The following is a 15,360-nucleotide window of genomic DNA, read 5'->3' on the forward strand; positions in this document are numbered from 1 at the left end:
AAACCCTTCAAATTTAATATATTAAAGGGTTTATTAATATAAAATACTACTTACTAGTTCTGTTGATATAACAGATAATATCTGGATTTATCTTATTAATGGTATCTTTGGGTAATGTTGTATCCTTTAATCGACAAATATTGGTTGTACCATAATCTTCATTTTTTTCATGGGCATTAGTTCTTGCCCATACGGTTACATGAGCATAATCTTGATTATCACATTTTTTTTCTGTTAGATTAAAAGCATGAATCGAATTTCTGGGAATATATAATAAAGCATCCTTTGAAGGGGTTGTTGGCGCCCAATAACTATCTAAATCCACTATTTTAGATCCTTCTAATTGAATAACTAATTGATTTGGCAATGAAGATAATAAGGTAAAAATATTTTCTTCTGGAGAGACAACAAACTGTTTAATTCCATCATTACATGATGGTTCTCGAATTGTATAATAGATTTCATTTGTGTCATGATGATGATAAGGGTAAAAAGTGTTACCTGATTGAACTGTCATACCAATTTCAGCTCCTACTGCTTCACCATTAATTGAATCAATTTGTAGCAACCCCCAATGTCCCATAATTTCAGCATAAGCATAACCCGCACGAAAATTTTCATCTCCTGTGTGTTGGTTTCTTTCTGTATTTGTTGAGTACATCGGAACCCAACCGACACTAGCCCAAAGAGTAGGAAGTGCTCTGGCACTGATATCATTTACAAAATTTAGTGGCATTTTGATAGAATCATCAGTTGTAACTGAATAAAATTGTTCTGAAAACTTAGTACCAGCGGTTTGAATTTGAACTTTGTCACTATTTTGATAGTATTTATGTAATGATGGTCGTTTTAACCACATAGCAACATCTGATTGTCTTTCTAATGTGTCATTAGGACTATATAATCCATCTATTCTTTTTTGTGGTGAAAAACATTGAAACGCTTTTTCTTTATTATGGACAATTGTATACAAATGCTTAACAAGTACTTGTACATCCCGGTTATCCATAATACATTGGCGTATTGGTTTATTTGGTGAGATAGACGAACCTGTTTGTATAATAGCGGTGTCAGAATTTGTGCAATCAGGTGACTGAGATGTACTTAGTGCTTCTGCTAAAGTACCTAAATATATGATGGTTTCATCCCACAATTTATCAACTAGTATTTTTTCTTCATCAGAATAATTCTGTGGAGCATTACGACAAATAAATTTAGCATTTTCAATAGACTTTGAATCAATAAAACTAGGAACATCCGTTTTAGCTAAAGTATTCATACTACAAAAGACTAGCATGATCAGAGCGAGTTGTTTTTTCATAAAATTCCTTATTTATATATTGAGTATAAAAATACTTCTTTAGTTCAATTTATTAAACAATAAAATAGACCGGTTGTCTATGAATGTTTTTTTGGTAATTCCAATAGATGTTAACGATGGTTTTAGCTTCATGCTAATAAATGATGGTTAGTTTAGATTTATTTATAGGTAATATGCATTTAGGTATAAAAGTATAATGAGTAAAGTATACAATATATTAAATTTTATATTTTAAGTTGTTACTTTTGAAAATAGTATTATGCCTATTTTAGTCGTTATATTAACCAATAAAAAACTTTTATAGGATATAAAAATATCCTTGTTATCACTCAAATAAATTAATTTTGCCTTAAAGAGCTATCGATAAAGATGTTTTCTTAATCGCTCAATAATGCAGAATTGATCTAACTAAATGATTATAAAATACCTTATTGATTTACTATAACTAGGATGTAGTAAGTAACGATAGAACAAAACAAGGCTGTTAACTACAACATTACGATAGATAATGCGATGACTATTCATCAGCAAACAGAATCTTTTTTTTCGTAGATACCTTTTAACAATAACGACTACGATTTAGCTGATGCAGTCAGGAAAGCCGATGCTAACTACATCAACAAGAAAATGTCTAGCTATTATTTGTGTCGCACTTAATACTGTTGATGCAGTTTTTTGTGAAAAACTCTTTTATGCTGGTTTGTCAAATAAATCGTTTTTACTAAAGCATTGGGCGCGCTAGGCGATAACGATCTTATCAGTTAATAGAAATGATTTAGGTTAGCTCACATACCGCATAACGATTTAAAGTCTTTTCCCTTGTGCATTCTAGGTGATTTGTATTGGTTAACCGCTCTCTCATATTAAAATAGGTATACAATAGAAAGTGCTACATTAGTACTATATAGTTTTTTTAAAATGATTACATTTCAATGAATTAAATTTAAATAAAAAAGAACGATTCCCGCTCCAATTTCATCTTAACACAAAATTTTTTCTGAAATTTTTTAGATGTTTTATTATTTAATCTGGAATAAAAAACGATTAATTCTTAATGAATTTTGTGGAATTTTAAGCTTTATAATTAAATAAGCTAGCCGTTATGGTTAACTTATTTATAATTAAAACATTATTATTTTTGTATTCATTAATTAATAAGTTAATAATGAATAATTATGCTGTTTCTGGTTTTTAACACCCACAAAGCAACAATACAAATAAATTGATACATTAGCAACAGATCTCATTGCTTGAATTTGAAATTCTTGCTATTAAAAGCAGTAATTAAAATTTTATAAACACGATTATTTTTGTCCTGATTAGAAACTATCAGTCGTTTTAAAACCTCCGCCACCTGTTGATGAGCTGGATGAAAACCCACTGTCACTTGATGAACTATAAGATGACGAGGAGGAAGAATCCGAAGAGGATGATGAGCTCGAATAGGAAGATGATGATGATGAGTGTGAAGAGGATGAAGAGAAAGAAGAAGATCTCCTTGATGATGAATTGTCACTCGCCCATCCTGAATTATGATTAGATGATTTTAATTCTCTCCTTATTGCTCTATACCCAAAAAGGGTTTGAACAACTGTTTCTGGAAAAATTTGATTGCTAAATAGCTGGTCTAATAAATCATTAAGCTTGAACGATGGTATGTTATATTCATAAATTGAGCTAGGAATATTGTTTTCCCTAAATAAATAGAATGTTTGTTCAAAACGATTATAAACATTGTCTAATTCGTTAAGCGTTTTTAATAACGAGGCCAGATATGCATCAATATCAAGTATTTGTTTATTTATCGCGACAATTTTTTCTAATAATTTATCATCTTCTGTTGATTTAGTTTGTAATGTTAAATCATTAAGTTGACTTAAAGATTGTTTTTGTAACAGTTTAACTAATTGATTTGAAATTAGTTTAAACTGCGAATTATTGCCTTTTTGAAGTTCTTGTAAGGTATTTTCTGTATCTTGTTTCTGTTTTTTATAATGTGCTAAATCTTGCTCAGTTAGCGCTATTGTTTTTTTCAATTTAGATAAATTTAGGTTAGTATCAACCTCGCGTTCTTTCCGCTCTTTTGCTTTTAATGCTTGCTCATATGCTCGTTTTTTATTATTAAACCGTAACTGAGATTCTTTATATAAATCTTTAAGCATTTTATGATTTTTGAAATTTTCTGAAAAATTGATAAACCTTGCTACCCATGAGTCTAAATAACGAAATATTTTGAAGGCTTTATAATTTTTCTCTCCAAAGCGACGATTAATTAAATAATTGTAATAGTAATTTTGTTGATATTGTTTCAACTTGGTTGAAAATTCTTGTTGTGAACTTTTGAAGTTTTTTGTTTCTTTGGTTAGCTCGTCTTTAGTAATGTTATAATTATTTAATAGTGATAGATAATCTGCATCACTTTCAAGTTGTCGAATCTTTTCCGCTGTTAATTCATCTAATTTTAATAATGTTTCATCCATTTTTTGTTGGGAATCAGCAATAAAATGATCTAAATTACTGGATTTATTTTTTAAATTACAGTTTAAATCCTTTAACTGTTTAATGATTTTCTGAATTTCCAAATCGTTATTTTGGGGAGATTCTAATAGATAAATAGTCGCTATCTTTTGATAAATCTCTACTTGTTTATTTGTCAAATCAAGGATTTTTTGACGAGAGTTTTGCACCTCGTTATTAGTTTTCTCGATTGCACTAAAGATTTCCTGAAGTTTTATTTCAATACTTCGTTCAATATTGCTAGATTGCATATTTACCACTCTAAAATCCTACCTGTTTTAACTGTATTAGGACAGTTAAATTCTAGACGACCAATTGGTTTTTTACATAATTTATTTTCATCAATATGCCCATCGGCAATTTTATCTTTTTTAACCTTATTAAATTCTTTTTGAGAAACCTGCTGACCAAACATATCTACGAGTTTCTTTTCACCTGTTTCAATACTGGTTACCCATAGCGGTGTTGCTATTCCGGATGATGTTGTTGGTGTGACAATCACATACCAAGATTTACCGTTTGTTTTTTCGTGGGTGCGCTCAACTCCTGATTTATAATTAGGTTTGTCGACAATAGTAAGTGTCAAATTAGTTTGAGCTAGATTGAAATAATAAGACATCATTTGTTGATAATTTTCAAACTTATCAAAGTTGAGATTTTTTAGGTCAGCTTGTAAATCACTTTGTAAAGCAATAACAGGTACCATATCCGACTTCGGAACTTTTAGGGCTAATAATTTCTGATTATCAATCTGAATTTTATTTATAATGGTTTTTGCTCGTTCTGTGGAATTGTAAAGTGTTTCAATTTGATTGAAATCGATAACTCTTTGTCCTTGATTAAGATTATCAAGAACGGTATCGACTGCATTTTGTAGTACGTGATACTCTTTGCTTGTTTTTATAAACTCATCATCATCTATTAAATTAGCTAGCCGTTTATCATCTTCCAATAATTTTTTTAATATATTTAATTGAGTTCTAATATCCGACAATTTAGTGGTTACTGAGTCATTAATTTGCTTAAATTGTTTAACTAAACTATTTTCATCATCTGTAATAAAAGCCCCGTTAATGGTTGGCTTGGTGACTGTGGGAATAATTTTCTGGCTAAGTAGATTAGAAATTAAGGTCTTTAAATTTTTTACTGGAATCTGCGCATAATGAACAGAAGTTTTATCAATTTGCTTAAACTCGTTGCGTAATTCTGCTAATGAATCTTCCGACGCTAATATTTGACTATAGTAACTATCAATTTCTTGTCTAACGTCTCTTGTATAGATTAAATTATTAAAAAAGATTAAGGCTAAAATAAATAAGAATATGCTAAAAAGGCTAAATATTAACTTTCTTTTGATATAACAACGAACTAGAAAATGTTGAAACCAAGGACGTTTAGGTGCAACAAACCGTAACCGATTATCAAACCAAAGATCGATTCCTTCATCAACGATTTTATCGTCCACAATTTGACCTTTGGCTTCATAGAAGGTTTTAATGTTTTCTTTTAAATTAGCTCGTAATCCTTCGCGGTCAAGGTGCTCAAGTAGTAATTGTTGTTTTTGATATAATTCATCAATTATTGCCATTGCACCTAGTTGGTCACTAAGTTTAACATCCTGCATTAACCATCAACCTTCAAGATAATATTATTAAAGCGCTGTTTTCCATCTTCCACTATACGATCGATTTCTTTAGCATTATCAATCGATTCATTTCTTAGCTCTGTAATTAATTGTTGGCTTGATTCTTGATAATTGACAATGGCTTCAACTAATGCACGTAAAGAATCAGCTTTAATCGTCGAACCATAACCAGCTCTTAAACCTTCTTCAAGTTGCTTATTAGCTGAAGTAGCAATACTTTCAATGCCTTTATTCATACCATCTTTCATTGCTTCTAGTGTTTTAGTGCTTTCACTCAAACCTGTCAATGAAGTTATAGAAGCGCTTAATGCAGTAAATACAATTTCGTTGGTTGAAAAAAAGCTTACACTTTGTTGGTAGACACGCTCTTTTATGGAGGTTGTTTGTTGCAATCTTGCAAATACTGCTTCGGCAGAATTATAAGAAACGGTTAAATTATTGGCGAGATCTAAGATGATTTGATAACGGCTATCTTCTTGTTGTACATTGCGTAGAGCTTCGTCTCTAGCAAGTTCTAATCGTCCTCGAGCGACATGATCATCACCTGTAAAATTATCAACTTGAGCAATAGCGTCGGTTAATTTTTGTTTGCGTTCTTCAAGACGATCTGTCGCAATTTGCAGTACTTCTTCAGCAACGATTTGAGCTTGTTTTAGTCCAAAACGGAAATCTTGGTAGGCGTTTAAAATAATATGTTCACGCTCGACTTGATTACTTGTTTCTTTTGAAACATCTAAATAGGTTTTTTTTATTAAACTAAAACGATCAGGAATAGAACCACGTTGAAATGTCATCCAACCCATTTTAATTTTTTCCAAAAGATCTAACTTTCCGTCATCTAACCAACCAAGCATTTTTTCCATATCGGTACGGATACTATCAAAATGCTTGACAATATTAGAATAGCGATCAGAAACATGTACGCCATCAATTTGTTCCCGGACTACTTCATTAAATGCGCTTTGTTGTTGCAAAGTGTGAGCAATGGCGATAATACGATTTTTATCAATTTCAGCAACATTATCCAATAACTTTAAAATTGGCGCATCAGCCTGAGGTTTAACCATGATGCCGATTTTATTCAACAACTGTACTGCTCTATCTACATATGAAACTATTTGACTAGACATGTTTAATATTCCTTTAACTATTGTTCCTTAGTTAATTAAGAAAACTAAAAAGATTATATATCACTAAAAAAGTTATCACAAATTAGGATTAATTAGTTGTGAAATATAAATTTTAATTAAACTGTGATAAAAAACTAAGCTAAAGATGAACAAGGTAATAATATCCAAATTATTGAATATACCTAGATTTGACTTCCTCTTAGTTCTATAGGCCTAGAAGGAGGTCCATTTTAATTTCATTTGCATCTTTTTTATAATTTTGCTAACTTTTCCTGCCAGTATTCTTGATATTGTGGCAGGCGTTTTTGTGCAGTTTGGTACACCTGTTTTAGTTCAGTAGTATCGAGTTTTCTTTCCATTCTCTCCAATGCATAATCTAGTTTTTTCTGCTGCATATATGCCCTAAACAGTAGTGAGGCATCATAGGCTTCGCCCATATCCGGGGTGATTTTTTCAAGCTGTTTGATTGCCCGATAATTATCATCCTTCAAAACTCCGGCGGCTATAGCTTCATCCAAATACATCATACCGGGCTTGGAGTAATCAATGTTTGGGCTTCCTTTTGGACTATCGAAGTAATAGTATTGTTTTCGCAGTGCGAATAATTTCTCTTTATCGGGCGCTTGTTTGTTCATTGCATCTGCAATCTTAGCAAAATCCATTACTCCATAAATTAGCTGAGCTTGGTTTTTACCATAAATACCCATACCCACTTGATAAGGTGTGCCACTAAAATCAATCACGACCTTTTGACCAAAACGGTACGCTTGTCCAGCGCCCCAAATGATAGATGAGTTAGCGGTTATTTTTTTCCTAGGTTTAATAAATTCAATCAGATGGTCAAATAGATAAGGATTAGTTATCGTTAATGGGGCAAAAATAAATGCTTCCCACGATGAACCATCAGAATCTAATTCATCGATATTAAACCCACGCTTTTTAGCTTGTAATGGCGTAATGACACAAGGTGGATTTTCGATAAAATCTTGCTCATTAATGATTAGCGATTCGGAATCGCTTTCTGGCTTAGGTGGGATGTTATAAATAATTGGTTGACCGCTAACTTCATCTTCATCCTTAAGAGCTTCTAAAACTAAATCATGAAAATCTGCATATATCAACTTTTCTTGCGGATCCGTTGCATTATTAAATAATTTTTTTAACTTTTTAAGACTATCACTAGGTTTACCAAAAAGATATTTTACTAAATAACTCAATTTACAATATGGATTTTTTGGCTCGTTCATACTGTAATAATCGGTCAAACTAGCTAAATTTTGCGGAATTTTATAAAATTGACTGGATAATTCATACATATGTTGACCTTGAGTTAATTGCAATAGAGCAATCGCAACCGCAGTTTCGGGCGTAATACCCCAATATTTTTCAAGAACAATACCAAAATTACCTGCCAAATATTCATGGTCACCATCGGTTTCAAGTGCAAATTTAATAGCCAAATCCATATGTTTCACATCCGTCATTGCCAGGGCAATAGCAGCAAATGCTCCGGCGACTGAATTATATTCATCTTGTAAATCAAAACTATAATCAAGTTCATACATGGTTAAGTCAACAAACTCTCTTATTTTATCATGTAAACTTTCGTACATGGCTGCTTTGCGGAAAAAGACATGTGAACAACAGGCGATTCCTCCTGCCCCTAGCTCTAATTCTTCAAAGTCTTCATATTCTTCAACGTATTTAGCGAATTCAGAATAGTATTCAGGCTTGGCAACAAAATAAATATGAAGCCAATGCCCCTCAAATATTTTTGAATAACCTTTTGCCATTAAGTTATTTAAATAATCAAGCGCATCGGAATATGCCTGTTCGCTTTCTTGTTTAAAGCGTAAATAAATTTCTCCGTCAGTTGGCATGGCTCTGGCGATAATAGTGTCAGTTTCACAAAAAACATCAGTTTCAGTAAAAGTATCATAAAAACGTTCGGTTTCTGATTGATCGTCTGGATCGTCTTTTTTTTCTAGTTTAATATCAGGCTTGTTATCAATAATGCCCAGTTTATCCCATGCTTGTTTTTGTATAATTGCTGGTTCATATCCTTTATCAACTAAGCATTCAACACCGTTATAAGCATATTTATAACTAAAATTTTCCCATTCAAACTGTAAAGAAACTAAACTCCATTTGTTATAATCAAAATCTTTGTATTTCCTTAACAGAGAACGTCCTTTCGATTCAGCCTCTTTTTCACATGAATAAATATATTTTTTTAGTAATGCTAAAATTCTATCGGTATCGTATTGCTCAATAACGCCATTAAGGGCAAAATATTCCTCAATCGTGTCAGTTAGCAAATCTGCATAATATTCTTCTGATTGCTCGAGATATTTTAGGTCGCTTTCAAGCTTAAATATCCTTGTTTGTCGGTAGGTTTGTTCTATTGGTATTTCAATAAGAATATTATCTGTTTGGAAAAGGGCAATTCTGAAATATTTATCAGTCATACCACCAAAAAAACCATCATCCAGCATTTTTTGAAGTTTTTCGGTAAGTAATGGAACAAAGTATTGATTATTTATCTCAACGCCATAACTAGTCCCATCATATTCTAGCTCATTTAGACTTTCTGAATAATAGCGTTTGGAATTTCGTTCATTGAATAAAGCATATATTTCCAGCGTTTTATAATCAAAGGTGATATTAAAGCCACAAACATTTTCAGGGAATTTGTTAGCTGGAGTATTTTTTTCATCTTCTTCTGTCTGGGTAGTTTCAAAAATACTCTGTAATGCGTTAACTATTTTATCCACCATTTGTACCGGATAATCGGTAAGATATTGTTCAGCCAGATAATGGATTGATTCGGAATGAGTCTGATAACGGTCATAAATATATTTCATCACACCTTGCGCAAAGATTTCTTGGAAAAGAATTTCTGGATCTCTGATTCTCAAAAGATAAGGAATGCAATCAAAGTGAATCGGTGATATTTTCTTCATAAATTTTGAAAATATCATTTGAAGCATATCTTTGATGAAAATTTGAAATTCCTTATTGTTTGGACTTAACGCTTTTAATTGTTCGAACTTAGCTTCAATATCGAACTGCTCACCTTGCTTTATATATTTCCGTAACAAAACTTTTAAGTTATCAAATTCTTGTTCTTGTGGTGTTTTGGTGACTGTCTCTTTTTTAATCGGAGTATTACTTTGTTTTGGTGGTTGTTTAACTGGAGCAACTTTTTTAGGCGGAACCTTACGTAACTCTTCAAAATCAAATGGGTTAGGTTGACCTTCACCAACCCATTCGTCGAGGTAAAACCATGGTTTTTCTTTACCGTCATCAATCACATCTTTGGGTGGTGTGGGTTTGGGGTGGTTTTTCGGTTTTGGGGCATCGGGCATTTTGATGATTGTTTTTTCTGTACAGGTTGATTGTTCAAGCGCTGGTGGGATCGCTTTTTCCTGATAGCCTTTTTTGATTTTCGATCTGATCAGTTTGTTGGCTTCTTTTTCCGCATCGGCAGGCGATGAAAACGTTTTAACTTGTGTTTGTCCTTTTGTTCCTATCTTACCAAATACGATTGTTAGGGATTCGTCTTGTTGGGTGATATACCAAAATTTATTCGATAATGTATCCTTAAACTCCAGATAATACTTCATTTCCTATATTCCTAATTATAATTCTATGTCAGTTCTTATAAATAAATTGAAAAGTAATTAATATAACTTTTTAGTTTATAAAATTTTGATTATAAAAACGACCATTATGTGTGTGTTGATTTAGTAAAACCGAGATGAATAATTTTATTACTATAAATTATGTTATTGACTAATTTTTAACAATAATTTTCTATAATTGCTTTCGAATTAGAATATTGCTTAGCAGTTTTTTAAGAAACTTTACATTATTATATGTAAATTTTTATAATTTTATTGTTGTTTTTAATGGTATATGGTACAACTAGCAATTGATAGTTCATTTTTTTGAAAGGTTAATTCCTTAATATTTCTGAACTATCAATACTTTTCTTTTTTCCATCTTAAATATTTAAAAATAATTTTGAGCTTTGTTTTTCAATAAAGTAATAATTGTTTTATCTATTAACATGTTATCCAAGTTATTTAAAAAATAAATCCAGTATTTATTTTGAAATGTAAGGATCACATTATTCAAGAGTTTCATTAATTAAGTTTTTCATGTTTTTAAATTAAAAATTGGATTATAACCAATAAAAGATTTAGTGAGATAAAATATGAATAAAATAAATAAGTTAATTTTGAATTCACAATATGCTGTTAGTAATTCAAGGAAAGGAAAATTTAAAGGTAAAGCATCTCTAATCAAATTTATTACTACAACGAGCATAACTTTAGCAATGACAAATCCAAGCTTTGCTCAGTGTATTACTAGCGATCCAAATAATCAGGCTTGTACCGGTGATGTAAATAATCCCAACGGTAATGGGTATGAAAATACAAATTCTTCTGATATTTTCTCTTTTGTCCAATCTGATGGATCTATTACAGGTAGTAAAAATGGGGTAGAAATTAATTACCATGGCAATGGTATTTTGAGCATCAATACATTAGCGAAAGTTTTTGGTAACGGAGGGGATGGAATTAATGCTCAAAATAGTAGCAATTCACAAGATATCAAAATAACACAATTAGTGAGTGGTGAAACGAGAGGGAGTAAATCGGGCATAGAGGCTACTAATAATGGTAAAGGTTTAACCATTATTAATACAGCTGGAATAATCTCTGGTAATCAGGATAACGGTATATCAGTGCTCAATGGGACTCAATCTACCGATTTAACTATTAATCAATCAAGAGGCAGTATTGAAGGGCATAATCGTGGAATAAGTGCTGAAAATCAAGGTAATGGTATCTCTGAAATCATTGTTTCCGGTAATGTGAATGGATTGAGTAGTGAAGGTATATTTATAAAAAATAGCACTAATAGCAAGAATATCACAATTAATCAATATGATGGCAGTGAGGTTAGTGGGCAAAGTTATGGTTTGGCCGCTTATAATAATGGTAAGGAACAAACTGATATCACCATTGCTGGTTATGTTGAAGGTCGTAATAATGATGCAATTTATTCAGAGTCGTCAAGTACAACATCAGATGTCTTTTTAACGCAAATGGCTGATTCTCAAATTAAAGGTCATAATAACGGTATTAATATTCTTAATAATGGTAATGGATTTAGTGATTTAATCATTTCTGGTTCGGTAACAGGTGAGCAAATTGATGGTATTGTTGCTAAAAATCTTTCAGATACATCAACTGCTATGTCTTTAAGACAGTTAGGCGGTAGTATTTATGGTCATGTGAATGGTGTGAATTTATTGAATAATGGTAATGGTGATACCACTATCTCAACTAAAAATAATATTCAGGGTGATCAACAAGATGGTATTGTAGTTGTAAATGGAACTAGTTCTAGTAATATAAAATTAAATCAGATATCAGGTACGATTAAAGGTCATAATAATGGCATAAATATCACTAATAATGGTAAAAAGTCGACGATCATTTCAACTTCTGGTGTTGTTGAAGGTGCTCAAAACGATGGAATTAGGGCAATCAATAACAATTCGACAACCTCTAATATGAGCGTTATTCAGTCAAATGGCACAATTCATGGAAATCTTAATGGCATAAATGTAACGAATAATGGACAGGGCTATACGTCAATTCAAACAGCTAAAAATATTATTGGTGATCAAAATGATGGTATTGTGGTTACTAACGGTAATACATCAAGTGATTTAACGATAATCCAATCAGCAGGTAGTATTGCTGGCAAACTTCGTGGCATAAATTTAACCAATAATGGAAAAGGGAATACAAATGTTAATCTTAGTGGCTCAGTAACAGGCGATATTAATGAAGGCGTTGTAGTTCAAAATGGTACACAATCAAGTCACTTAAATTTAATTCAGATAGCAGGAAAAATCAAAGGTTTATTAAATGCGGTTAATTTAGTTAACAATGGTGTCGGTTCAACAAGTGTAAAAACTTCAGGCGATTTAGAGAGTGTTCAACAACATGGTTTGTTCGTTTTAAATAATAGTACAGCCAATAATCTTAATATTGATCAATTTGGAGGTACGATTACAGGTAATTATAATGGACTTAATGTAACCAATAAAGGAAGTGGGACGACTGAAATAAAAATTGCAGGTAAGGTTTTTGGTAATAATTCTGATGGCATTTTTGTGCTTAATGATGTTGGGGCACAGAACTTAATTGTTTCTTTGAACGACTCAGGTTTTGTTAAGGGCCATAATAAAGGACTCAATTTAACAAATAAAGGAAATGGTGAAACAAAAATTCTCTTAAATGGCAACATTGAAGCTGATCAAGATGATGCTATTTATGCTATAAATGAAAATAATGCTACTAACTTGACTGTTCAACAATTAGCAACCAGTAGTCTTAATGGTTTAAGAAATGGCATAGAATTAGAGAATACAGGATCTGGTTCTACAACTATTACTACTTATGGAACGGTTAGTGGTGAACAACAAGCTGGTATAGTTATTAATAATCGTGGTACAAGCACTGATGTTAATGTTAAACAAAATTCTGGAACAATTTTTGGTAAAAATAATGGAATAACAATCAATAACAGTGGTACTGGCTCAACGGTTATTGATATCTATGATACGGTTTATGCGAATGGGACCGATGTAAACAATAATTTAGATGCGGGTATCTATACAACGGGTAAATCAGACACAACAACTAATATTAACCTTAATGATGGTGCTAATGTTTCTTCTGTTCTTGGTACTGCAATAAGAAATGATGTGACCAATTCTATTGTTAATTTAAATAGTGGTTCTAAAGTAAGTGGTAAAATATTACTAGGAACAGGTGATGATACGCTTAATATCAATCAAGGCTCTGATATTTCAGATTTAACCATGATTGATGGTGGACGTAAAAATATTCGAGCTAGTTCATCGAATGAAATGGATGTTCTTAATTTTAGTACCCATCTAGTTGGATCTTCTGATTCAGTAGGTATTCGTGGTGATGTAGCGATTCTTAACTGGGAAAATATCAATGTTGGTTCAAACGGAAGGTTATCATTAACTGGTAACTTAAATACCGATAAGCTTACTCTAAATTCAAATGCTATTTTAGATTTTGTTCCAAGGATACATCAAGCTTCGGTAAGTGGCGATGTTTATAATAGTGGTACTATTGCGCTGAATAATAATTTTACTGGAGATCATCTAACTATAACCGGTAATTATATTGGTAATAATGGTCAGCTTTTGCTTGATACAGTATTGCAAGATAGTAGTAGCTCAACTGATAAGTTGTTTATTGGAGGGAATGCTTCCGGAAATACATTGGTTAAAATAACCAATATTGGTGGATTAGGTGCAGATACTGGCAAAACGAATGGTATTGAAATTGTCAATGTTAATGGTGTAAGTTCGAACGATGCATTTAATTTAGAAGGATCACATTTAGATGTGGGCGCTTATGAATACTATTTACATAAAGGCGATATTAATCAACAAAATAATAACTGGTACTTACGTTCTAGTAAACCTACTGAACCAACTAATCCAACTAATCCGACGAATCCAACCAATCCAACAAACCCAACAAACCCAACAAACCCAGAGCAACCTGTTAATCCAGTGTCTCCGAATAAGGTTGCTTATCGTAAAGAAGTACCAATGTTTGCTGGGGTAGCGGCACAATTACGTCAGGCTGATTTAATTATGCAAGCAAATATGCATCAACGTATTGGTAATACTTTACTACCAGACTCAAAAATTAGTTGGGGACGAATAATCGCTGAGCGCACAGATATAAAACAAAATGGCATAGCTGATACACATAGCAAAGGGAATTATACTGGTTTCCAAATAGGTAGCGATATCTGGAAAGAAGAAGATAGCTATTGGCGTGTAGGTGGTTACTTCGGTTATTTACATGGTAGTTTAGATGTTGATGGTTTTGCCAGTAGTATGAAAGGATATGTAGGAAAAAATCGCTCAAATAGTTATTTCTTAGGTCTCTATGGTAACTATATGGATGAGAATGGGGCTTACTTAGATTTGGTGTTCCAAGGGGGGCGTCATAAAGTAGACATTAAACCAAATTATAATAAAAATAGTAAACAAAAGGGAAAAGGATTAAGTGCTTCCGCGGAAGTCGGTAAACCATTTGATTTAAATTATTATGATTGGCGAATTGAACCTCAGTTTCAAATTATTCACCAATGGATGAATCTTAATAATAGTCATATAAGTGGTAATACCACCGTCAAACAAAGTCATAATGATTCATGGCTTTTCCGAGTGGGTGCTAGACTTGAAAATCATTTCCAGTCAGAGTTAGGAACGTTTCGTCCTTATACTCGTTTAAATTTATACTATTCACCCGATGGTTCAGATCGTATAAGATTTGATTGTTCCAGAGCTTCAACTAAATTTAATAGTGGTGCTGGTTATACAAGCACGGAATTAGCTATCGGTGGTAGTTATGAATTTAATAATCAAGTTAGTGCTTATACTGAGATTGGTCATACTTGGTCTAATAGTGGTGATGCAAACGTTAAGTCGCCAATTAATGGCTCTTTAGGAATAAGAGCTAATTGGTAACACGAGTAATAAACTAAGTTGTTTATCTTCCTGACCGATACTTTTAATAGAAAGTATCGGTTTTTTCTTTATTCATTTAAAATAATTAATCTTAATAATTAATCTAAGTCATATAAAAAATAGTTATCATAATAATTTT

The 15,360-nt window shown here is 32.0% G+C and carries 7 protein-coding genes; 2 read left to right on the plus strand and 5 right to left on the minus strand.

The features are described from left to right. Nucleotides 1-46: 46 nt before the first annotated feature. Nucleotides 47-1,321 (minus strand): dimethylsulfonioproprionate lyase family protein, encoded by a 1,275-nt coding sequence (locus J3U27_RS06715; RefSeq protein ID WP_065563091.1) that lies wholly within the window; start codon nt 1,319-1,321, stop codon nt 47-49. A 604-nt stretch (nt 1,322-1,925) separates the two neighbouring features. Between J3U27_RS06715 and J3U27_RS06720 the strand changes: the two genes are divergently transcribed. Continuing rightward, nucleotides 1,926-2,063 (plus strand): hypothetical protein, encoded by a 138-nt coding sequence (locus J3U27_RS06720; RefSeq protein WP_176701530.1) that lies wholly within the window; start codon nt 1,926-1,928, stop codon nt 2,061-2,063. Between the two features lie 577 nt (nt 2,064-2,640). Here the strand turns inward: J3U27_RS06720 and J3U27_RS06725 are convergent. From J3U27_RS06725 to J3U27_RS06740, 4 genes are all read right to left on the minus strand, one after another. Beyond that, nucleotides 2,641-4,098 (minus strand): hypothetical protein, encoded by a 1,458-nt coding sequence (locus tag J3U27_RS06725; protein ID WP_267377099.1) that lies wholly within the window; start codon nt 4,096-4,098, stop codon nt 2,641-2,643. Next, entirely contained in the window at nt 4,092-5,462 is a 1,371-nt protein-coding gene (locus J3U27_RS06730; protein ID WP_267377100.1) for a DUF6384 family protein, read from the minus strand. The genes J3U27_RS06725 and J3U27_RS06730 overlap by 7 nt, the downstream gene beginning before the upstream one ends. Next, the gene (locus J3U27_RS06735; RefSeq protein WP_267330167.1) at nt 5,462-6,613 is read right to left on the minus strand and encodes a hypothetical protein; all 1,152 of its coding nucleotides are present in this window, start codon (nt 6,611-6,613) and stop codon (nt 5,462-5,464) included. Before J3U27_RS06735 ends, J3U27_RS06730 begins: the two co-directional genes overlap by 1 nt. 251 nt (nt 6,614-6,864) lie before the next feature. Beyond that, entirely contained in the window at nt 6,865-10,239 is a 3,375-nt protein-coding gene (locus tag J3U27_RS06740) for a DUF6138 family protein (RefSeq protein ID WP_267377101.1), read from the minus strand. A gap of 593 nt (nt 10,240-10,832) precedes the next feature. On the opposite strand from J3U27_RS06740, the gene J3U27_RS06745 reads away from it, so the two are divergent. Then, a complete protein-coding gene (locus J3U27_RS06745; RefSeq protein WP_267377102.1) occupies nt 10,833-15,221 on the plus strand; it encodes an autotransporter outer membrane beta-barrel domain-containing protein in 4,389 nt (1,462 codons plus the stop codon). Nucleotides 15,222-15,360 lie beyond the last annotated feature (139 nt).

Source organism: Gilliamella sp. B2911, from assembly GCF_026536965.1.
GTDB classification, from domain to species: Bacteria; Pseudomonadota; Gammaproteobacteria; order Enterobacterales; family Orbaceae; genus Gilliamella; species Gilliamella apicola_E.

Excerpts from the sequence above, each read along its gene's own strand:
- J3U27_RS06715 (WP_065563091.1), bottom strand. The coding sequence starts at position 1,321 with ATGAAAAAACAACTCGCTCTGATCATGCTAGTCTTTTGTAGTATGAAT.
- J3U27_RS06720 (WP_176701530.1), top strand. The coding sequence starts at position 1,926 with ATGCTAACTACATCAACAAGAAAATGTCTAGCTATTATTTGTGTCGCA.
- J3U27_RS06730 (WP_267377100.1), bottom strand. The coding sequence starts at position 5,462 with ATGCAGGATGTTAAACTTAGTGACCAACTAGGTGCAATGGCAATAATT.
- J3U27_RS06735 (WP_267330167.1), bottom strand. The coding sequence starts at position 6,613 with ATGTCTAGTCAAATAGTTTCATATGTAGATAGAGCAGTACAGTTGTTG.
- J3U27_RS06740 (WP_267377101.1), bottom strand. The coding sequence starts at position 10,239 with ATGAAGTATTATCTGGAGTTTAAGGATACATTATCGAATAAATTTTGG.
- J3U27_RS06745 (WP_267377102.1), top strand. The coding sequence starts at position 10,833 with ATGAATAAAATAAATAAGTTAATTTTGAATTCACAATATGCTGTTAGT.